Source organism: Acidisarcina polymorpha (assembly GCF_003330725.1).
GTDB classification, from domain to species: domain Bacteria; phylum Acidobacteriota; class Terriglobia; order Terriglobales; family Acidobacteriaceae; genus Acidisarcina; species Acidisarcina polymorpha.
The window spans coordinates 1,800,967-1,820,516 of record NZ_CP030840.1 but is presented as its reverse complement, the minus strand read 5'-3'; the positions used below and the strand labels follow the sequence as shown (position 1 = coordinate 1,820,516).

17 protein-coding genes and 1 tRNA gene are annotated in these 19,550 nt (G+C 58.8%); 11 read left to right on the top strand and 7 right to left on the bottom strand.

What is annotated here, in order from left to right; genetic code table 11:
* The first annotated feature begins 73 nt into the window (after positions 1–73).
* The 4 genes from ACPOL_RS07920 to rho all read left to right on the top strand — a co-directional run bounded on the left by ACPOL_RS07920 (position 74) and on the right by rho (position 4,397).
* Positions 74–1,633: a YifB family Mg chelatase-like AAA ATPase gene (locus ACPOL_RS07920; RefSeq protein WP_114206572.1), complete on the top strand. Its 1,560-nt coding sequence runs from the start codon at positions 74–76 to the stop codon at positions 1,631–1,633.
* Positions 1,634–1,813: 180 nt separating this feature from the next.
* A complete protein-coding gene (locus ACPOL_RS33470) occupies positions 1,814–2,335 on the top strand; it encodes a hypothetical protein (RefSeq protein ID WP_114206571.1) in 522 nt (173 codons plus the stop codon).
* 474 nt (positions 2,336–2,809) lie between these two features.
* Positions 2,810–3,040 carry a DNA-directed RNA polymerase subunit omega gene (locus tag ACPOL_RS07910; RefSeq protein ID WP_114206570.1) on the top strand — a complete coding sequence of 77 codons (231 nt, stop codon included), beginning with the start codon at positions 2,810–2,812 and terminating at the stop codon, positions 3,038–3,040.
* Between the two features lie 106 nt (positions 3,041–3,146).
* Complete coding sequence (gene rho, locus ACPOL_RS07905; protein ID WP_114206569.1) at positions 3,147–4,397, top strand: transcription termination factor Rho; 1,251 nt, start codon at positions 3,147–3,149, stop codon at positions 4,395–4,397.
* A gap of 189 nt (positions 4,398–4,586) precedes the next feature.
* Here rho and ACPOL_RS07900 read toward each other — a convergent pair whose 3' ends face one another.
* Complete coding sequence (locus tag ACPOL_RS07900; RefSeq protein ID WP_161557250.1) at positions 4,587–4,934, bottom strand: YciI family protein; 348 nt, start codon at positions 4,932–4,934, stop codon at positions 4,587–4,589.
* A gap of 78 nt (positions 4,935–5,012) precedes the next feature.
* Between ACPOL_RS07900 and ACPOL_RS07895 the strand changes: the two genes are divergently transcribed.
* The 4 genes from ACPOL_RS07895 (at position 5,013) to ACPOL_RS07880 (ending at position 7,856) form a co-directional block, all read left to right on the top strand.
* Positions 5,013–5,246, top strand: a complete 234-nt coding sequence (locus tag ACPOL_RS07895; protein WP_150132936.1) for a hypothetical protein — start codon at positions 5,013–5,015, stop codon at positions 5,244–5,246.
* Between the two features lie 47 nt (positions 5,247–5,293).
* Positions 5,294–6,559, top strand: a complete 1,266-nt coding sequence (locus ACPOL_RS07890) for an alanyl-tRNA editing protein (protein WP_114206566.1) — start codon at positions 5,294–5,296, stop codon at positions 6,557–6,559.
* 118 nt (positions 6,560–6,677) lie between these two features.
* Positions 6,678–6,753: transfer RNA gene (locus ACPOL_RS07885), tRNA-Ala, on the top strand.
* A 563-nt stretch (positions 6,754–7,316) separates the two neighbouring features.
* Positions 7,317–7,856 carry a superoxide dismutase family protein gene (locus ACPOL_RS07880; protein WP_114206565.1) on the top strand — a complete coding sequence of 180 codons (540 nt, stop codon included), beginning with the start codon at positions 7,317–7,319 and terminating at the stop codon, positions 7,854–7,856.
* Between the two features lie 42 nt (positions 7,857–7,898).
* Here ACPOL_RS07880 and ACPOL_RS34580 read toward each other — a convergent pair whose 3' ends face one another.
* The 6 genes from ACPOL_RS34580 to ACPOL_RS07855 all read right to left on the bottom strand — a co-directional run bounded on the left by ACPOL_RS34580 (position 7,899) and on the right by ACPOL_RS07855 (position 15,311).
* Positions 7,899–9,659 (bottom strand): FtsX-like permease family protein, encoded by a 1,761-nt coding sequence (locus ACPOL_RS34580; RefSeq protein WP_236657317.1) that lies wholly within the window; start codon positions 9,657–9,659, stop codon positions 7,899–7,901.
* Positions 9,620–10,624: an ABC transporter permease gene (locus ACPOL_RS34575; protein ID WP_236657316.1), complete on the bottom strand. Its 1,005-nt coding sequence runs from the start codon at positions 10,622–10,624 to the stop codon at positions 9,620–9,622. Before ACPOL_RS34575 ends, ACPOL_RS34580 begins: the two co-directional genes overlap by 40 nt.
* 10 nt (positions 10,625–10,634) lie before the next feature.
* Positions 10,635–10,979 carry a PadR family transcriptional regulator gene (locus tag ACPOL_RS07870; RefSeq protein WP_114206564.1) on the bottom strand — a complete coding sequence of 115 codons (345 nt, stop codon included), beginning with the start codon at positions 10,977–10,979 and terminating at the stop codon, positions 10,635–10,637.
* A gap of 124 nt (positions 10,980–11,103) precedes the next feature.
* On the bottom strand, positions 11,104–12,618 hold the full coding sequence (locus ACPOL_RS07865) for an ankyrin repeat domain-containing protein (RefSeq protein ID WP_114206563.1): 1,515 nt from the start codon (positions 12,616–12,618) through the stop codon (positions 11,104–11,106).
* A 215-nt stretch (positions 12,619–12,833) separates the two neighbouring features.
* Complete coding sequence (locus tag ACPOL_RS07860) at positions 12,834–14,282, bottom strand: serine hydrolase domain-containing protein (protein ID WP_114206562.1); 1,449 nt, start codon at positions 14,280–14,282, stop codon at positions 12,834–12,836.
* Positions 14,283–14,492: 210 nt separating this feature from the next.
* On the bottom strand, positions 14,493–15,311 hold the full coding sequence (locus ACPOL_RS07855) for a transglutaminase-like domain-containing protein (protein ID WP_114206561.1): 819 nt from the start codon (positions 15,309–15,311) through the stop codon (positions 14,493–14,495).
* A gap of 91 nt (positions 15,312–15,402) precedes the next feature.
* Between ACPOL_RS07855 and ACPOL_RS07850 the strand changes: the two genes are divergently transcribed.
* The 3 genes from ACPOL_RS07850 (at position 15,403) to dhaL (ending at position 19,511) form a co-directional block, all read left to right on the top strand.
* Positions 15,403–16,164, top strand: coding sequence for a proteasome-type protease (locus ACPOL_RS07850; RefSeq protein ID WP_114206560.1), 762 nt, complete (start codon positions 15,403–15,405; stop codon positions 16,162–16,164).
* A 170-nt stretch (positions 16,165–16,334) separates the two neighbouring features.
* Positions 16,335–17,672 carry an APC family permease gene (locus ACPOL_RS07845; RefSeq protein WP_236657315.1) on the top strand — a complete coding sequence of 446 codons (1,338 nt, stop codon included), beginning with the start codon at positions 16,335–16,337 and terminating at the stop codon, positions 17,670–17,672.
* Between the two features lie 108 nt (positions 17,673–17,780).
* A complete protein-coding gene (gene dhaL / locus ACPOL_RS07840; protein WP_114206559.1) occupies positions 17,781–19,511 on the top strand; it encodes a dihydroxyacetone kinase subunit DhaL in 1,731 nt (576 codons plus the stop codon).
* The last annotated feature ends 39 nt before the right edge of the window (positions 19,512–19,550 follow it).

Below are 19,550 nucleotides of genomic sequence, written 5' to 3'. Positions count from 1 at the left end.
GGCTTATTCTCTCGCCAAACCGCTTCCCGCGCCGTAGAATCACGCCAAGACTCCCACGAACTTCAAGGCCTAATTGCTTTTCAAAGCGCTGAGCGCCGCTGTCTACGGCATTGATGCGAACATCATCGATGTCGAGGTTGATTTTTCGGGCATTCAGACGCAGGAAGACCACTTCCACACCGTGGGCCTGCCGGATGCAGCGGTGCGCGAGAGCCGCGACCGGGTGCGAGCGGCGATCAAGAATTCCGGCTTTGCGATCCCGCCAACTCACATCACCATCAACCTCGCTCCGGCGGACATTAAAAAGGAAGGCTCCGGGTTCGACCTGCCGATCGCGATTGGGATCCTTGGGGCCTATGGCGCGCTTCAACTGAAGGACCTGAGCCAGTTTCTTCTGGTGGGAGAGCTTGGCCTGGATGGCAGCTTACGCGCCGTGCCGGGAATGCTCCCGGTCGCGGTCGCGGCGCGGGCGAATGGGATCGCAAACTTAATATTGCCAGCCGCCAACGCTGCTGAAGCCGCAGTGGTCGAGGGAGTGAAGGTGTATGCGGTAGGCTCGCTGACTGAGGTGCGCGAATTGCTCAATGCTGCCGCTAACGGAGGCATTCAAACTCAGCCATTCAAGGTCGAGACATCGAAGCTGCTTGGCGAACTGCAGCATTTCCACCTCGACTTCAAGGATGTGCGCGGTCAGCAGTCGGCGAAGCGGGCGCTCGAGGTGGCGGCAGCCGGGAGCCATAATATATTGATGATCGGACCGCCCGGCTCGGGCAAGACAATGCTCGCCAAGCGTCTGCCTTCGATCCTTGCGCCACTGAGTTTTGATGAAGCCCTGGAAACGACCAAGATTCACTCGGTCGCCGGAGTGCTCGACGCCGACACCGGCCTGGTGACGCAGCGGCCATTTCGATCTCCGCATCACACCATCTCCGACGCCGGACTGATCGGCGGAGGCGCGATTCCCCGGCCAGGGGAAGTATCGCTCGCGAACAATGGAGTTCTGTTCCTCGACGAACTCCCGGAGTTCCCTCGCAATGTCTTGGAAGTCATGCGCCAGCCGCTTGAAGATGGCCAGGTGACGATATCCCGGGCGAGTATGTCGCTGAGCTTCCCTGCGAGGTTTATGCTGGCGGCGGCGATGAACCCCTGCCCCTGCGGCTATTTCAATGACAAGTCGCACGAATGTTTGTGCACGCCGCCGATGATTCAAAGATATATATCGAAAGTGTCGGGGCCGCTGCTCGATCGAATCGATATCCACATCGAGGTGCCGGCTGTTCAGTATCGGGAACTGCGCTCCGGAACCGCTGCCGAAGGGTCGGCTGAGATCCGCGACCGTGTGCTCGCCGCGCGCGAACGGCAGAGGATACGATTTGTGACGGCCGCCGAAAAGATCTATTCGAACGCCCAGATGGGCACTCGGCAGGTAAGGGTTTTCTGCGAACTTTCTGCTGACGCCGAGCGGCTGCTCGAACGGGCCATGCAGCAGCAGGGCTTGACCGCGCGCGCTCACGATCGCATTCTCAAGGTCTCCCGGACCATTGCCGACCTCGACGCCCAAGCCGACATCAATGTTGGCCACATCGCCGAAGCCATCCAATATCGCACCCTCGATCGAAGTTATTGGAGCTGAAGCCTGAGGCTTGCTGATCTTCAGCCATTTGCTCGGGAACTAGCTGATTTCATTTCGGGAGTTCCGGACGAGACTCGACCGATCCAGCACCACCGACATTTTTTTTTCTAATGGAGTGTTCCCGCAAACGTCGGCCTTTGCCGAAGACTGAGTGAGTCTTAGTTCTCGGTCCGGGTGAACATGGCTCCAGCCGCAAGGATCTTAATTCTCCTTTGTTTCTTCTCGATCACTTCTGAACTCTCATGCCGGGCGTTTGTCCTGCCAGACGCTCCTGGATTCCGAGAGACGAATGATGTCAGCATCGTCTCGTCATTTGTCCCGGTCGGGCAGGCGGCGCCCGCCGAATGCAAGGAACAGGCCCGCATTTTTGTGCAGCTTCTGGCAAGTTTGCCGCGCCCTCATTCCTGGCACTGGGTGCTCATCTGTGATGGGGCGGGATGGCGCAAATTCCTTGAGCTATCGGGTAGGGCAGAAACCGAGAATATCATCGCCTCGACAGATCTACTTGGACGAACTACTTATATCGAAGGCGCTAAGTTGTTGACGAACAGAAGCTTGAACCCCGAACCTAAGAAGGTCGTCGCTCACGAGCTGGCACACATCTGGCTTGGCATCAATGACGAAGCTGACGCTAAGAAGTTGACAGAGTTTTTAGTGAGAGGCTTCCCCGAAAATGCCTTTGTTCTAGAAGCCGGGCGATAGCTGCCAGTTTCCGGCATTTCTTGGTCCAATCCACCTAAGTAACCAGAAAACTGTTGACGGTAACAAACTTAGGGTTTACCTTGAATGGTGGCGAAAACATCAAGCGACCTTCGCAGCCAGCTCTTTCCGGTGCCCAAAAGCCCTATGGCTCGACACACTGTCCAGACTGATCCAGGGATTTAGTACAGAAGTGCTCCCATCTGCAAGGATTGAAGAATCATTTCGCTGGTATGCAGCCCCTTCTCGTGGACTGCCATACTTTCGAATAAGGGACATTTACGTTCACTTTGCTTCTACTTTCTCGGGATTCGCGCAGTCGTTTGCGAACAAAGTGACAAAATAATTAAAACAAGATGCAGGACTGAAACGTCATATACGTAGTACCAAAAAAAGATTGTCTCCTCGGCCGATGGCTTTTGCATCAGCAGGATAATGAGAGCCGTGGACCCAGTCGATGACAAGGAGAATACACTGATGCGTTCTGATCTGATATTTGGGGCGTTAGCCCATGTCCGAAATCGTTATGAGCTTTGTCAACTTGCCGCCAAGGCGACTCGCAAGTTGCACAAGCCTACCACCAGACTGCAAGACACCGCGAATGATGTGCTGGTTAGATTCCATGAGAACAACCCGATGAATGCCGCCTCCACCAACGCTTCTTTAGAACTGCAGGAAGCTCCACTCCAGCAACGCCGCGCAGCATAGCGCGGCTTTGCTGTACCCCCTCAATTCTGCCTGATCGACTCCTGCCTAAACAGCAAAAATCCCCTTCCGGTATACCCCCTCCACACACGAAATTCCGCAGGTAAAAATGACCATCTCCGAACTTAAAGAGAAAAGCATTACAGAACTTAGCCGCATTGCCCGCAGCCTGGAGATCCCTGGCGCCAGCGGCCTCCGTAAACAAGATCTGATCTTTAAGATCCTTCAGGCTCAGAGCGAAAAAGAAGGCCATATTTTCGCCGAGGGTGTGCTCGAGATCCTCCCCGATGGCTACGGCTTCCTCCGCTCGCCCGACTACAACTATCTTCCGGGCCCGGACGATATTTACGTCTCCCCCTCTCAGATCCGCAAGTTTGACCTCAAGACTGGCGACACTATCAGCGGCAATGTTCGACCGCCGCATGAAGGAGAGAAGTACTTCGCTCTGGTCAAGATCGAGGCCATCAACTTTGAATCGCCCGAAGAGACCCGCAATAAGATCCTTTTTGACAACCTGACTCCGCTCTACCCTGAAGAGCGCATCAAGATGGAGACCACCCGCGAAGCCATCAGCGGCCGCGTAATGGATCTGTTGACACCGATTGGCAAAGGCCAGCGTGGTCTGATCGTCGCTCCGCCACGCACCGGCAAGACGATGTTGCTGCAGTCGATCGCGAACTCGATCACCTCAAATCATCCCGAGGTAGTGTTGATCGTCCTGCTCATCGACGAGCGCCCTGAAGAAGTCACTGACATGCAGCGTTCGGTCAAAGGCGAAGTCATCAGCTCGACCTTTGATGAGCCGGCTGCGCGCCACGTCCAGGTAGCCGAAATGGTAATTGAAAAAGCCAAGCGTCTCGTGGAGCACAAGCGCGACGTCGTGATCCTGCTCGACTCGATCACCCGTCTAGCCCGCGCCTACAACACCATCGTGCCGCCATCGGGCAAGGTGCTCTCAGGCGGCGTCGACTCCAATGCCCTGCAACGTCCGAAGCGCTTCTTCGGTGCGGCCCGCAACATTGAAGAAGGCGGATCCTTGACCATAATTGCCACCGCTCTGGTCGATACCGGTTCGCGCATGGACGAAGTCATCTTCGAAGAGTTCAAGGGCACCGGCAACATGGAAGTGATCCTCGACCGCAAGCTGGTCGACAAGCGCGTCTTTCCGGCGATCGACATTCAGCGTTCGGGCACACGGAAAGAAGAGCTGCTCATCCCCAAAGACGATCTCGCCCGCACCTGGGTACTGCGTAAAGTCTTGCATCCACTGTCACCGGTCGAGGCGATGGAATTGCTGGTCAGTCGTCTCGAAAAGACGCGGAACAATGCAGAGTTCCTGCTGAATATGAATTCGATCTAGACCAGAAGTACAGCTGCTGGAATGCGAAGCGCCGAACTTGGCAGGCCTTCTCCATCAAGAAAAGGCCTGCAGAGTTGATTTCCGGCATACGAAACTGACTTTACGTCTTCTCTCTAGAGCCCGCGAACCGCCCGCCAAGAGACCACTCCCGAGACCGAGTGGCGACACCGGTTCCGGGCGTTCACCGCGTCAATACTCCGCCCGCACCGCATCCAGCGCTGGTAGCAATGCCGTGTGCACCTCGACGACGAGTCTCGCCGCCACGACCGCCGGATCCTGTGCGGCCACACTCTTCGCGGCTTCCAGGCTATCCGCTTCGATAATCGCCATTGCCGAGATCGGTCCGCCGTCGGTGATCGGCCCCGCCGCGCGATAAACGCCCGCTTCGAATTGCGTGCGTAGAAAGGTCAACTGCTGTGCCGGCAAGTCTTCTGCGCCCTCTGTCTGGTTCCAGCGCTCTCCGGCGCGAAAGAGGGCGATGAAATACGGCTTGAGGTTGCGGGGAATGTTTTCTGCTCGAGGTCGCGTTGGGGGCATGCACTTCATTTTAAGGGCTGCGATTCTGCGCTTGCACTGGCGCAGATCTGGAGCGAGCATAGTGGGTGAGCGAAGTGGATGAAGAGGCATTTCATCGCGTGGATGAGCGGTCTGCTCTTTCTGCTCGCGCTTTGCGGAGTTCACAGCGTCTACCGTTTGACCAATCTTCTCTGCATGGCGCGGGCTGAGCCGGCGTATGAGCACCTATGGCTTGCCCGAATCTACTTCTGGTGTTTGCTCAGCTTGTCGCTTGGTATTGGCTGGATCGCGATACTGGTGCTTGTCGTTCGGCAGTCGCGCGAGGCAGACTGACTCTCCTGCCGGACGGCTAGGCCGCTGTCTTTTACAATTCTGAAATCATGGTTGACCGGCTCTATTACACCGATTCCTTCCTGACCAGGTTCGATGCCGTCGTCACTGACATCCGCCTGGTATCGCGCACCGGCGGCGAAGCGCTGTGGCAGGTAGCTCTCGACCGCTCGGCCTTCTATCCCACCAGCGGTGGCCAGCCTTTTGACAAAGGGAACTTGACCGCGACCTCGCGCAACGGCGCGGTGCTCGAAGTTGCGATCGACGAAGTCAGCGAAGACGAACAGGGCGAGGTCTGGCATTACACAACGAAGCCGCTGGTCGCGGGCACCGAGGTGCAGGCAACGATTGACTGGCAGCGGCGACTCGATCATATGCAGCAGCACTCCGGGCAGCATCTGCTGTCGGCGATCTTCTCGCGAGAACTCGGTGCGCACACCGTCTCGTTCCATCTCGGCGAGGAGAGTTCGACCATCGATCTGAATACCGCCTCCATTGCTCACGCGAGCATCGAGCGTATGGAGCGCATCGCTAACGAGATCATCGCCCAGGACCGTTCCGTCTCGATCAGGACGGTCTCGCGAGAACAAGCCGACGCATTGCTGGCTGCGGGCCAGCTGCGCAAGCTGCCGGAGCGGGAGGGTGATATTCGCCTGATCGAGATCGAGGGCATTGATTTGAATGCCTGTGGCGGGACCCACGTTCGCTCGACCGGACAGATCGGCGGTCTGGCGGTGCGTTCGACCGAAAAGGTGCGGCACGGGCTGCGGGTCGAGTTCGTGTGCGGCCTGCGTGCGGTCGCCGCGGCGCGGCGCGACTTCAGCCTGCTGGCGCAATCGGCCGCGGCATTGTCGATCTCGGCCAGCCAGGTGCCGCAGAGCATCGAGCGGATGTTGGCGGAAACCAAACAAGCCGCAAAAGACCGCCAGAAGCTCCGCGAGGAGATCGCCCGCTACGAAGCCGCAGACTTGCTCACGAAGGCGTTCACGCACGGGGGTGTGCATATCGTTCGACATTCGTTTGTCGATCACGATGCCGACTACATCAAGGTGCTGGCTTCGAAGCTGACTTCGAACGCGGGAGCTGTGGCATTGCTGTCTTCGACGCAACAGGAACCAGCTTCGGTCGTTTTCGCACGCAGTGCGGATCTGAAGTTCTCTTGTGGCGAGCTGCTGAAGAGCGCTCTCGTTGAGCTCGGTCTTCGCGGAGGAGGCTCGTCAACGATGGCCCAGGGCGAGGTTCCGCATAGCGCTTTGAAGACGCTCTTCGATCGGCTGGAGGCGACGGCGAGGGCATCCACCTTACCGGAAGCCTAGTTACTTCAGGAATGCCCCGCTGTGGAGGCATCTCGCCGGACGATCGCTCGGCGGATTTCGCGTTTTTTCTTTCCGAGCAAAGGCTGGTAAGCTTATAGGAGTGTCTCCCACCAAAAGTGGGGCTGTAGCTCAGTTGGGAGAGCGCCTCGTTCGCAACGAGGAGGTCAGCGGTTCGATCCCGCTCAGCTCCACCAAAGAATCTCACATTCAACGCATAGTATTCCCGTAAGAGATTCGGCTCGTCCGTGCAGCTTCTTTGAGCCAATGCAGTTGCTTTGAGCTTTCATGTTATCGGTCGTGGGACTCTTGTTAGAGTGTCTATAAATCCGCAATAAATCCCAGTTACCAGCCTTGTTATTACAAACATCCAGTCGCAAGCGCTCGCGTGCTATGAGCAATGCTGGACATTTCGTCGGCTGCTGAAGCAATCGTAATCTGCCCAGGATAGGTGCTCCCAGAATAGGTGCAGCTTGACCGGCGTCACATTATGGCTACGAAAGACTATTCAGGAGTGATCCGGGGATTGGCGATTGAGGGTGTCTATGGTCGTTGCTCCTGCTTGGGAATGCAGGCGTTTCCCCATCGAGGTATTGACTCATTGACGAGCTGGTCTCTGCTTTGCGTTCGAACCACATGCCGCTTGGGCTAGTTGCCGACCCGAGGCGCGGGATTCCTCTGCGCCTAAACCTGCTCGAATCGGATATCCTCGGAATGTGCCCTCAATACCAACAGCGGGCCCTGTGAGGATATTTTTACGATGAGAACCAAACAGCTATTTCTTCCCGCCCTAGCCATTGGCGCGCTCACGCTCTCGACGGTTGCGGTCCATGCCAAGCGGCCTACTCCGGTGACCGTGACGCTGAAGACAGCGCAGGGCGACGATGCCGGTACCGCTGTTCTCAGGCAGGAAAAAAACTTTGTAATGATCAAGCTCGCGTTGAAGGGCCTGCCGCCGGGAGAACACGGCATTCACGTTCACCAGAATGCCAAGTGCGATCCGCCGGACTTCAAGAGCGCCGGAGGCCATTTCAATCCCGACCAGAAGAAGCACGGCATCAATAACCCTGAAGGTCACCATAATGGCGACATCCCGGCGAACCTCACGGTGAAAGCAGATGGCACGGACAATGTGTCAGTCAAAGTGCCCGGCATCTCACTCGATTCGACTTCGCCGAACTCGGTTTTCGCGAATGGCGGGACCTCGCTGGTGATCCATGCCAAGGCCGACGATATGTTGACCGATCCTTCAGGTAACTCGGGAGACCGGATTGCCTGCGGCGTAATTATGCAGCCCTAAGTTGCCAAATCAGAGAGTTTTTCGCACATTTTTGGCCGGTTTTTACTCGGCTCGAAGCGCTTCGACAGGGTTGATAGCAGCGGTGCGGCGGGCAGGCAGATAGCTTGCCAATGCCGCGGCTGCCACCAGGGCAATTGGTACGGATGCGAACGTGATCGGATCGAGTGGGCTGATGCCGAACAAGAGCGCTCGCATAAGGCACATCAATGCGGCTGCTGCGCCAAGGCCAACCGCTGTACCAACTCCGGTGAGCACCAATGCGGAGCGAACGAACATCCACGCCAGTTCAGCCTTCTTCGCGCCGAGCGCCATGCGGATGCCGATCTCGCGTGTGCGCTGCGCGACCGCGTAGGAGATCACTCCGTAGATGCCGAGGATGCCGAGTGCCACGGCCATGCTTCCGGCAATCGCCAGCATCACGAGCGTGAACGAGGTGCGTGACATGGATTCGCCATAGATATCCTGCATGGTGCTGATGTCCGCAACCGGTAAGTTCGCATTCACCGACCAGACGGCTTGTTGCATCTCGTTGATAAATACCTGCGTCCCGGCGCGACTGCTGCGTATCGCGAAGTAGACCGTGCGCCACGCTCCCAGCTTTTTCGGGTCGGAGGGATCGACCAGCCACGGAGCGGAATTGTCCATCAACGAAGGCCAGTAGACGGTCGCGGGCGAGACCTGGTCCACGCCATTTTCGCGCACGTCCTGAACCACCCCCACCACTTCATGCCACGGCATGCCGTCGAATTCCCGAAAGCGCTTGCCGATCGCCGCCTGAGGCGTCCCCCAAAGCTCGCGGGCCAGGCCTTCGGAGACGATTCCGACTGGCCACACGCCATAGACCTCCGCCCAGCTGAAGTCGCGACCTGCGACGAACCGTGTTCCAGCGGTATGGAAATATCCAGGCGAGATGTAGTTGTAGAGGCGCAAAGGGGCGACCCCGTCTTTGTAGGTTATGCCTTCGGCGAATATGTCGTCCCAGTTCGGCTCAGCCCCGCTCATGGGAATGGAGGCCGCGAAGCCGGTCGAGGAGACCCCGGGAATCGCAGCCAGCTTGTCGAGGATCGCGTTTTGCGTGTGCACGACCGTCGTGGCGTCGCGCACTAGCGTCTCCGGAATGGAGAGGCGCATAACCTGGAGAGAAGCAGGATCGGAGAAGCCGGGATCGACGCTGCGCATCACCAGAAAAGTGCGGATCATCAGCACCGCGCCTATGAGCAGCACCAGCGCCATCGCCACCTGGGCGATGACCAGCAGGTTGCGGCTGCCCTGCCGGTCGCGGCTGGCGCTGGCCGTTCGGCTCCCGCCGAGCAGCGGCACGGCATGCCGCGAAGGGGCGTAGCGAAGCACCGGGATCGCGCCAAAAAACAAGCCCGAGAGCACGGAGACGGCCAGCGTGAAGCCGATGGACCAGCCATCGAGAGATATCTCGCTGAGCCGCGGCAGGTCGGCGGGCCCCATCGTCGTCAAGAGGCGCAGGCCGCCGTAGGCCACGGCCACTCCGGCTGCCCCGCCCAGCAGGCCGAGCGTCAGGCTCTCGAGCAAGAGCTCGCGCGCGATCCGCCATCGTCCCGCGCCGAGCGCGGCGCGGACCGCAAGCTCCTGCTGGCGGGCATCGGCCCGGACCAGCAGGAGATTGGCCACGTTGGTGCACGCGATCAACATCACCACGCCAATGGTGCCCATCACTACCCATAGAACTCTGTCGATGCCGCCCACCACGGTTTCTTTTAGCGGCTGCAGCGCCGGCGCGATCTTCCAGTTCAAATACCAATGCGGATCGCCGCCCCCGGGTTGGTCCACGAGTCCATCCAGGTGTTAAGCAGGCTCGCCACATCGGCATTCGCCTGGGAAATGGCGACCCCCGGCCGGAGCCGCGCGACGCCGCGATAGGCAAAGCCGGCCAGCATCTCCTTCACCGGATCGAGGGCCAGCGGAACCAGCAGATCGAAGTCGTAGTTCACGATTTTGAAGCCGCGCGGCATCACCCCGGCGATCACGCGCGGTTGGGAGTTGACGCGGATGGAGCGTCCCACGACGCCGGGATCGCCGCCGAAGCGGCGCTGCCAATAGCCGTAGCTCAGGATCACCCGCCCGAGCGCGTGAGGGTCCTGGTCGACTGCGCCGAGCCATTGACCGCGCAAGGCCGGAACATCAAGCGTCTCCAGAACGCCGCCGGAGATCTGCGCCGTTTTGACCTGCTCCGGCTGGGCGGGACCGGTGATGCTTGCCGTTCCCGGCCCCCAGATTCCCACCGACTGAAACGCCCGGTTGTGCCGGGCAAAGGTGAAATACATCGAGGCCGAAAGCCGCAGCTCGTTGCGAAATTCGGCCAGCCCGGGAGCGCCCGGCGCGTCGAGGTGGAGAGAGACCAGCTGTTGCGGTTCGGGATAGGGCAGCGCTCGCAGCAGCACACTATTGAGGACGCTGAATACCGCCGTATTCGCACCAATGCCGATGGCCAGCGTGAGCACTACGGTGATCGCGAACCCCGGGGAGCGGCGCAGCCGGCGGCCAATGTGCTTCAGGTCCGTCAGCAGCGACTCGAGGCTCTGCCACTGCCACACTTCGCGGCTTCGCTCCCCGAGCAGGGTCACATTGCCGAAATCGCGGCGGGCAGTCCGTTCGGCCTCATCACGCGATGCGCCTGCTTCCATCAATTCGTCGACGCGCTCGTCGAGGTGCTCTTGAATCGAAACAGAGATGTCGTCATAGCGGCGTTTTCTTGAAAAGTAATGACCGGAGAATCCGTGACTGAATCGCGACAATCCACACCTCCTATGCTTTGGCTGCGGCAAGCACCCGACTAAAGCCGGTAAACATCCTCTCGAAGCTGACTACTTCACTTTCGAGATGATGAATGCCGGCGGGGGTGAGCCGGTAAATCCGCGTTGGCCGGCCCTTGGCAGACGTCCCGGTCTCTGCTTCGAGCCAGCCTTCCTTGAGCATCCGTTGGAGCGCCGGATAGAGCGAGCCCTCCTCTACCTGGAGCAGGTCGTCGGAGACCTGCTTGATGTGCTTCACCAGGGCGTAGCCGTGCATGGGCTTCCGACGCAGTGACTGGAGAATCATGATCTCCAGAGCGCCGGGGAAGAGGTCGCGGTGTTTGGGGTCCTTCGCCATGCAGGGATTATAGGCCCAGCATACCTATTTTAAGAATAGGTATGCTGGGCTTTTGAGAATAGGTACGCTGGGCAGAGTTCCCCAAGCGTTCATCTTCGACGTGGGCACTTGATATTTCCATGATTCAAGTAGCGTGTTGCCGAATGACTTCGAGGACTTCCTCGGTGGCTTCAAGGGGGCGCTCAAATTGGGGAACGGTCGCTCCAGCGTTCAGGAGCGCGAGAGCCACCTCCACATAGTTGCCTGAACTACGATGCCAGCCATGGAGCGAGCCGTGGAGCGCCCAGGCGAGCGGACTACCACCATGTTCGCTCTCAAAGACGTTGACGGCAGCATCGTGCGCCAGAAGCACATTCACCATGGCCAGATTGCCGTGCCAGGCGGCATAGTGCAAGGGTGTCTGGTTATTGTCCATGGCGACGTTGACCGGCCAGCCTGCCTCGACAAGCAGCTTTACTGCGCGGTCGTTGTTGCGGATGGCGGTGCCGATAAGGCGGCGGGCATGCGCCTTGAGCCGTGCGAAGAGGCTCGGGTGCTTCTGAAGGATCTGTTGGAAAAGCGCCTCGTCGCCGAATTCGGCGGCCTGGATCAGGCGGAGCCAGACCGGGGAACGCTGCATCAGGAACTCGAACACATCGTGGTGGCCGAACTGGCGGGCCAGCATGTGCGGGGTTCTGGTCAGCCCGAAGCCATAGATATAAATGATCCCGCCACTTCTGGGGTTTCGCTTCGGAAAGTATCTGTCGGTGACAGTGGTCAGAACCGTTTCCGGATCATCGTTGAGGATCCGCTCTACCAGGCTAAGATCGCCGATTGCGGAGGCCGCGAGAATATCGGCTTGAGCGCCGCGGGAGACTAAAAATTTAGCGACCTCATGACGCTGTGGGTGGTGGCAGACCATGTATTGCAAGGCGGTGGATTCATGGTCGATGTCCTGGGCGTCGATGTTTGCGCCATGGTCCAAAAGCACGGCAGCAATCTCGACGGTGGAAGCGAAGTGGAGTGGAAGCTGCCCATCTCCGCCTCGGGCGTGCACCAGTTGCGGATCAGATAACAGAAGCTCGCGGACCTGTCCAATCATCCCGAGACGTGCCGCGGAATGAATGTCGACGGCGGCCCCGCGGGAGATGAGGTAGGTGGAAAGATCAGGGCTGGCGAAGTCGAGCACCCCGAAGCTCCCTGCCCACCAGCGCGAGCGCTCATTGATGTTGGCGCCAAAGTCCAGCAATGCGTCGATCATTTCGCGATTCTGTTTATGGACGGCGGAGAGGATAGGTGGCTCGTCAAAGCCGTAGTTCGGCAGCGGCTCGTTGATATGAGCCTTCAGCGATGGGCTTCGGCTGAGTACCTGACGCACCAGAGACGCATCGTTCGATTTGATAGCGGCGACGAGTGCTTCAACGGGGTTCGCGGAATCAAGCTCTAAATGAAGTTTGAGCGCCGGCCATGTTTTGAAACCGTACTCTTGCGCGATGACGTGGAGAGCGTCGGCGAGTCTGGGTTCGGCCGACTCGATCCCGAGGGCTGTAAAACGTTGCGTAGCGGCTTCTTCTGCAGCGAGGCGTTCGCGCAGCAGAGTGCGAGCTTGGTTTCTGAGATGGTCCAGGTTGGGGCGTGCGGGAAGTTCGCGTAGAGACATGCCTGACTCCTTCTTTAGAGCCCGCGATCCGCTTCGCCGGGCAAGAAGAGAGTGGTTTGTCGTTGAGCAAAAAGCAAAGGTGGGATGATCCCTTTCCGCGGACGGGGTGCACCCTTGATGTGCAACTAGAGATTAGCAGTGCAGGAGTTGAGGGGTCTAGACCAGGGCGCTCGGTTTTTTAGTTTTTCGGTTTTTCTTCAACGAGCTGGATTGTCTCAATCGGCTTTGAAACGGGCAGCCAATCTGTACTCGTGTAACTCTCCAGTCGTTTCATCGATGATCAGGAACGGGCGCTCGGCGTTGACATCGATCCTGATCGTGTAATGGTTGATATTCGCGAGTGTGTCCAAATCCAGGATGAATCTTCCGCCCTGATCCCATCCTCCCTGTGCTGCAAAGGGGAGGCCGAACGGTCCGGTGGACGAGATAATCGAGCGGCCCTTCGAACCGACCGGTATCGTGTAGATCTTTCCCTCCAAGCCGATAGTCAGTGCGAGTGACTCTGTCCGATCAAAATGGAATGTCATCGACTCGAGCCGCATTGGATTTTGCTCAAAGATGAGCGTCTTTCCTGACAATGCGGTAGTCGGACCAGCCGCGTGAAATGTGCGCGGCGGCGGCGCTTCTCTTGCTGCCTTCAGCAATGTCTTCAGCTGTTTTTGTGCGGCTGGGTTTGGTGGCAAACTTTGATCCGCGCTTAAAGCTCGTAGGAGAAAAGGTGCGAGCTCATCTGTGTCTACGCCGCCGCCCAGGAAGGTGATGACAGAATCTTTGTCACGGATAACGACGATCCGTTGCCCTCCACGACCTTCCGCTTCGAAGATTGGAGGGGTGTGTTCCGTGTTGATCCACCAGTTGTAACCATATGCTACCCCGGTTCTGACGGGAACCAGCGGTTGTACTGAGGCTTGAGTCCAAGCCGATGAGACAACTTGATGGCTACCCCATTGACCGGCTTGCAAATAAAGATAGCCGAGTTTCGCCATATCACGAGGTTTCAGATGAAGACCTCCCCAACCGGTATTTCGGCCTTGTGGATCGGCTCCCCATGTCGCGTCGCGTATCTGAAGAGGCAGGAACAAGTTCCTTCTTGCGAAGTTGAGCTCACTTTGCCTGGCCTGAGTTGTGAGGATGACTGAAAGCAAATGCAGATTTGGGCTGCAGTACGAAAAGCGCGATCCCGGCTCATCGACTAAACGTAAGGATAGTGCAAAGGCGGCCCAGTCGGAGCTCTGCTGCATATCTTTAAGAGCTTTCTCTCCATCTTCAAGTTTGCAGTCGAGGCCGGAAGTCATGGTCAGGAGATCCCGGATCGTAATGGCGCTCTTCTGGGAAGAGTCCAATCTGTCGGCATATTGTGGCAGCAGCGATCCGACTGTCTGCTGAGGGCTTTTGATCAGGCCCTGGTCTATGGCTATACCGGTCAGAATGGATGTGACGCTCTTCGTCACCGATGCCAGATCATGCGGCCACTCCGGGTTGTAGGGATAGAAGGAGGCTTCAAAGACAAGATAACCGTGCCGGACGATCATGATGTCGTGAACGGGAAGGCGATGCTGACGGATGTATTGAAGCATTTCGATGAGCGGCTTAGAGGCAACTCCTTGGGATTCGGGACTGGCTTGCCGCCAGGTCACTCCCGGAACATATTGCTGCGCAGACAAGGGAACTCTGGCGCCAAGTAGAGCAGCGCACGTGAGGCTCAAAAGCACGCAACCTTTCACGGAATTATCCTCTCGGTAACAGGAGGCGTCGAAAGGCTAATTTTACGAGAACGGCCTTGATACAAGCGAGGACTGCGCGGCTGACGTCCACTGGCGCTTCTCTAAGAGAGAAGCGGGCGCAGCGAGAGTGGCCAGTGCTCGGGGTCTACCTTAGCTTCCGGGTGGTGGGACTTCGTCGGAGATTACTTCAAACTTGGTCAGTGTGGAACTTCCGAACGAGGTAAGGAAGGCGACATCGGCAGCGTCGCGCCCGGTGGCCATGAGGACGCGTCCGATGCGGGGTTTGTTGTGGCGGGCGTCGAAGGTCCACCACTGACCGTCGAGATAGGCTTCGAACCAGGCGCTAAAGTCCATGGGGGTGCCTGAGGGGGGGACGCCGATGTCGCCGAGATAGCCGGCGACGTAGCGTGCAGGAATATTGAGGCATCGACAGAAAGTCACCGCGAGGTGCTGGAAGTCGCGGCACACGCCAAGCCGTTCGGTATAGACGTCGAGGGCAGTTTTGGTGGGGCGGGCGTACTGGTAGCCGAAGGTCACCTTGCGGTTAACCCATTCAACGATAGCCTGAACTCGCTCCCAGCCGGGCCTGATGTTGCCAAAGAGTTCGACGGCGATCGGCGAGAGCAGGTCGACTTCGCAGTAGCGGCTACTCAGCAGAAAGCGTAATACCTCGTTCGGCAGCTCCGAGGTTGGGATTTCGCGGGCATTCGGAGCGATGGGATCGGGGAGTCCGGGATCCTCGATCAGGGTGGAATTCCACATCCGCAAGTGCCCGGCCGGAGCGAGAAACCGTGTGCAAATATTGCCAAAGCTGTCACTATAGACGGTAGAGACGATGTCATCATCCAGATGCACGGCATCCGGCTCGCGAAGGTCAGCGGTGCGCGACGGATGGACGTGCAATTGCGCAACAAAAGCCAGCGGCGCGGGCACATCGAACTGAATGTCATAACCCAAACGAATGAACATGGTCCCTTGGGATGTCCTTTTACTTTGAAATAGTTGCAATCCGCCGAGAGCACGAACCGGCGGCGAATCCAGATTCGGAGTTGGAAAACGAATGACCTATTGTTTAAGCATCATGACACACGAAGGGCTGGTCATGGCATCCGATTCACGGACCAATGCCGGATTCGACGATCTGAACGTCGCCCGCAAGATGCATACGTTTGTGCAGCCCGGGGAGCGCGTGTTTGTGGTGCTGACCAGCGGCAGCCTGTCGTTGAGCCAGTCGGTGATGAACCTGGTGCGCGCGAGCTTTAATGCCGGCGAGGGGCTGGCGCAGGCACAGTCGATGTACGAGGCGGCCCGGGAAGTGGGGCAAGCGGTGCGCCAGGTCTCGGACATGGACCGCGCGGCGCTTGAGCGCGACAGCTATAACTTCAACGTCCACCTGCTGCTTGGGGGACAGGTGCGCGGTGAGGAGCCGCGATCGTTCCTGATTTATCCGCAGGGCAATCCGCTGAGTTCGACCGAAGATTCGCCCTTCCTGCAACTGGGCGAATACAAGTATGGACGGCCGATCCTAGATCGCGGGATCGTCTACAACTCGACCAGCCTCAAGGTCGCAGCAAAATACGCGCTGCTCTCGTTCGACGCTACGATGCGATCGAATGTGACCGTCGGGCCTCCGATCGAGTTGCTGATGTACCAGAAGGACAGCTTTCACCTGGATAACTACCGGCGGTTTTATGGCGCGGACGCCGAGTTGAGCGTCATTCACGCATTGTGGGAGCGGTCGCTGCGGCATGCCGTCGAGGACCTTCCCGATATTCACATGGAGCCGCATCCGGAGGCCGTCTCTCAGACGGTGCTGGTGTAAGTTGCAGTTCCCAGAGGAAAAGCAGAGCTCCGCGAGGTATTTAGTAATTCTGGAGTAGGCTTTTTCTTGAGGGGAAGTCTGCCCAAGTTCCTAAGAACTTACCCTGCTTCAGCTCGACTATCGGAGACCTTGAAGTCCCTAATCAGAGCCAATCCGGATCCGGCCGCCCTTTGCGCAAGCTCAGGCTGTTGCCGTTGGTGGCCGCTACTTATTTCATGGTCTCTGGCGGCCCCTATGGCCTGGAAGACATCGTCGGACAGGCGGGCTATCTGCGGGCGCTTCTTCTGCTCGCGGTTGTGCCCCTGGTCTGGAGCCTGCCTACCGCCTTGATGATCGGAGAATTGGCTTCGGCGATGCCCGAGGAGGGCGGATTTTATGTCTGGGTGAGCCGCGCCTTTGGCCGCTTCTGGGGATTTCAAGAGGCATGGCTTTCGCTCTCGGCGTCGGTCTTCGATATGGCAATCTACCCGTCGCTGGCGGTCGCCTACCTTGGCCAGCTTTCCGGAACGCTGACATCAGGGCACCGCGGCATCTTCTGGTCGCTGGCCATCGTGCTCATTTGTATCGCGTGGAATTTGCGCGGGGCGCATTCAGTAGGGAACGGCTCGGTGATGTTGTTTGCATTGCTGCTGACGCCGTTCCTGGCGATCATCGGCTATGGCTTCTACCATGCCGCATCGGCTCCTCTTGGCGTGCGCCATTTCTCCGCAATCGGGGAAGGCAATATGACAACGGCGCTGCTTTTCGTCTTGTGGAACTGTATGGGATGGGACAACGCGTCTACGATCGCCCGCGAGGTGAATGACCCGCGCAGAAACTACATTCGCGCCATGATTGGGGCGGTTGTGGTGGTTACCGTCAGCTACGTTCTGCCGATCGGCGCAGTCGCGCTGACCGGAATTCCCGCTGCTTCCTTTGCCACCGGCGCCTGGGTGGATGCGGCTCGGTTGCTGGCTGGTCCTATGGTGGGACCATCGCTGGCCGTCGCCGTGGTCATTGGCGGCGCGATGACCGGCGTGGCCATGTTCAATGCGCTCACCCTCTCTTATGCGCGCGTGCCCGCGGCGATGGCGCGCGATGGCTTATTACCGAAGCCCCTGGCGCGACACATGGACAATGGGGTGCCCTGGGTCTCGGTGCTCATCTGTGGACTGGGCTGGGCACTGGCTCTGGGTTTGAACCTGACTCGTCTGCTCGAGCTTGACCTGATGCTGTATGGATTTTCCCTGATTCTGGAGTTTGCGGCACTCATCGCGCTTCGCCTGAAGGAGCCTGAAATGGCGCGGCCGTTTGCGATCCCGGGCGGCCTGCCGGTGGCGATCGGCGCGGGCCTTGGGCCGACGGCGTTGATCCTCTTCGCCATCTGGAATGCGCGCGGCGATCATCTTACCCCGGGCCTTCCGGCCATTCTGCTCGGCGCCATTATTGCTGTTGCCGGACCGATCCTGTATGCGCTGACTTCTTTTGCGCGACCGCGGGCTCGTCAGTTCACTGGCGAATTTGAATGAGCCGCGGTTCCCAGGGTTAGCCTCGGTAGGCTCCTCCGGATGCTCTCCCGTCTAGAAACGCCGTGATGCGTGTCTGGAACTAGAATCGGGATGTGAGTGGGTTTCGCTATGAAGAAGTTCATCAATCGCCCGCAGGATGTTGTGGAAGAGATGCTGGAAGGCCTGGTGCTGCTCGATCCAGGCTCCGCCCGTTTGGCGGGTCACAAGGTGATGATCCGCGCAGATGCGGAGCAGGCGAGCGAACGCCAGGTTGCGGTGATCTCCGGCGGCGGCAGTGGCCATGAACCCGCGCATGCCGGGTATGTCGGCGCAGGCATGCTGAGCGCCGCGGTGTTAGGAGAGGTCTTTACGTCGCCCAGCAGCGACGCGGTCTTCGCGGCGATCAAGGCGGTCGCGGGTAAGCCGGGGACGCTCCTGGTGGTCAAGAACTATACCGGCGATCGACTTAATTTCGGGCTGGCGGCCGAGATGGCGCGGGCCGAAGGTATTCCGGTGGACATGGTAATCGTGAACGATGATGTCGCCTTGAAAGGGACTCAGCAGGCGACGGGTGCGCGCGGTCTGGCGGGGACCATCTTCGTTCACAAGCTGGTCGGCGCGGCTGCGGCTGAGGGCAAGAGCCTCGCTGAAATCGCGAAGATCGGCAAGGGAGCGATTGGGTCACTGGCAACGATGGGCGTTTCATTTTCGGCAGGGACTTCGCCAGCCGTAGGCAAACCCAGCTTTGAGCTGGGCGAGCATGAGATGGAACTCGGCCTGGGCATTCACGGAGAGCCGGGAGTGAAACGGACGGAGTTGCAGCCAGCAGACGAACTTACCGAGACATTGCTCAACGAGATTCTTCAAGATGGCGAGTTCGGCGATGCGAAGCGGGTCGCGATGATGGTCAACAACCTGGGAGCCACTACGGAGATGGAGTTGGCCATCGTTGCTCGTCACGCTGTGCCGTTCTTGGAGGCAAGCGGCTTCACGGTGGAGCGAGTCTATGCTGGGACCTTTCTCTCTTCGCTCGATATGGCGGGATTGTCGCTCTCACTACTGGGCCTGGATGACGAGCGGCTGCGCTGGCTTGATGCGGCGACCAGTGCTCCGGCATGGCCGAACGCAGCAAGGCAGAGGCCGGGACGAAGAGAGCGCAACATCGAAGCCGCGCCAGCCAAGCTGAATGCGGTTGCCGTTCAGGACACTCGTGTGACGGCCGGGGTGGAGACGGAGTCCGCGAGGAAACTTCATGCCGCGATCGATGCCGCATGCCAGGCGTTGATCGATGCCGAAGCGGAATTGACGGAGCTCGACCGGCTGACCGGCGATGGAGACCTGGGCAGCAGCATGGAGCGGGGCGCCAGAGGCGTCCGGGAGCAACTCAGCTTGTATCCGTTGAACGATCTTCCTGCAACGCTCAAGGCGCTCGGGCATACGGTTCGCCAGGAGCTGGGTGGCTCTTCAGGGCCGCTCTACGGGGTTCTGTTGCTGCGCTGCGGCAATGTTCTTGAAGGCTTGGGAACGATCGGAATTTCGCAGTGGGCTGAAGCGCTCGTTCAGGGCAGCCAAGCGATCAGCGAACTCGGAGGCGCCAAGCCGGGCGATCGAACGATGCTCGATGCGCTTGATCCGCTGGTGAGGACGTTGAAGGCGGAAGCCAGCACGAAAGCGCCGCGTGAAGCGCTAGGGGACGCCGTAGAAGCTGCGGAGCGCGGAGTCGCCGCGACTGCCCAGATGAGGCCGCGACTGGGCCGATCCAGTTACCTGGGGGATCGCGTTTTAGGTCATCCCGACCCAGGAGCCAAGGCGCTCGCCCTCCTGGCGAGGGCTGTTTATGAGGCCATCTTTTCGACGTGAGCGTTGCTTAAAACTCTCTTGTCCTCAAGGCAAGGCGCA

Coding starts and splice junctions, on each gene's coding strand:
- ACPOL_RS33470 (WP_114206571.1), top strand. CDS start 1,814: ATGGCTCCAGCCGCAAGGATCTTAATTCTCCTTTGTTTCTTCTCGATC.
- ACPOL_RS07910 (WP_114206570.1), top strand. CDS start 2,810: ATGCGTTCTGATCTGATATTTGGGGCGTTAGCCCATGTCCGAAATCGT.
- rho (WP_114206569.1), top strand. CDS start 3,147: ATGACCATCTCCGAACTTAAAGAGAAAAGCATTACAGAACTTAGCCGC.
- ACPOL_RS07900 (WP_161557250.1), bottom strand. CDS start 4,934: ATGCCCCCAACGCGACCTCGAGCAGAAAACATTCCCCGCAACCTCAAG.
- ACPOL_RS07895 (WP_150132936.1), top strand. CDS start 5,013: ATGAAGAGGCATTTCATCGCGTGGATGAGCGGTCTGCTCTTTCTGCTC.
- ACPOL_RS07890 (WP_114206566.1), top strand. CDS start 5,294: ATGGTTGACCGGCTCTATTACACCGATTCCTTCCTGACCAGGTTCGAT.
- ACPOL_RS07880 (WP_114206565.1), top strand. CDS start 7,317: ATGAGAACCAAACAGCTATTTCTTCCCGCCCTAGCCATTGGCGCGCTC.
- ACPOL_RS07870 (WP_114206564.1), bottom strand. CDS start 10,979: ATGGCGAAGGACCCCAAACACCGCGACCTCTTCCCCGGCGCTCTGGAG.
- ACPOL_RS07865 (WP_114206563.1), bottom strand. CDS start 12,618: ATGTCTCTACGCGAACTTCCCGCACGCCCCAACCTGGACCATCTCAGA.
- ACPOL_RS07855 (WP_114206561.1), bottom strand. CDS start 15,311: ATGTTCATTCGTTTGGGTTATGACATTCAGTTCGATGTGCCCGCGCCG.
- ACPOL_RS07850 (WP_114206560.1), top strand. CDS start 15,403: ATGACCTATTGTTTAAGCATCATGACACACGAAGGGCTGGTCATGGCA.
- dhaL (WP_114206559.1), top strand. CDS start 17,781: ATGAAGAAGTTCATCAATCGCCCGCAGGATGTTGTGGAAGAGATGCTG.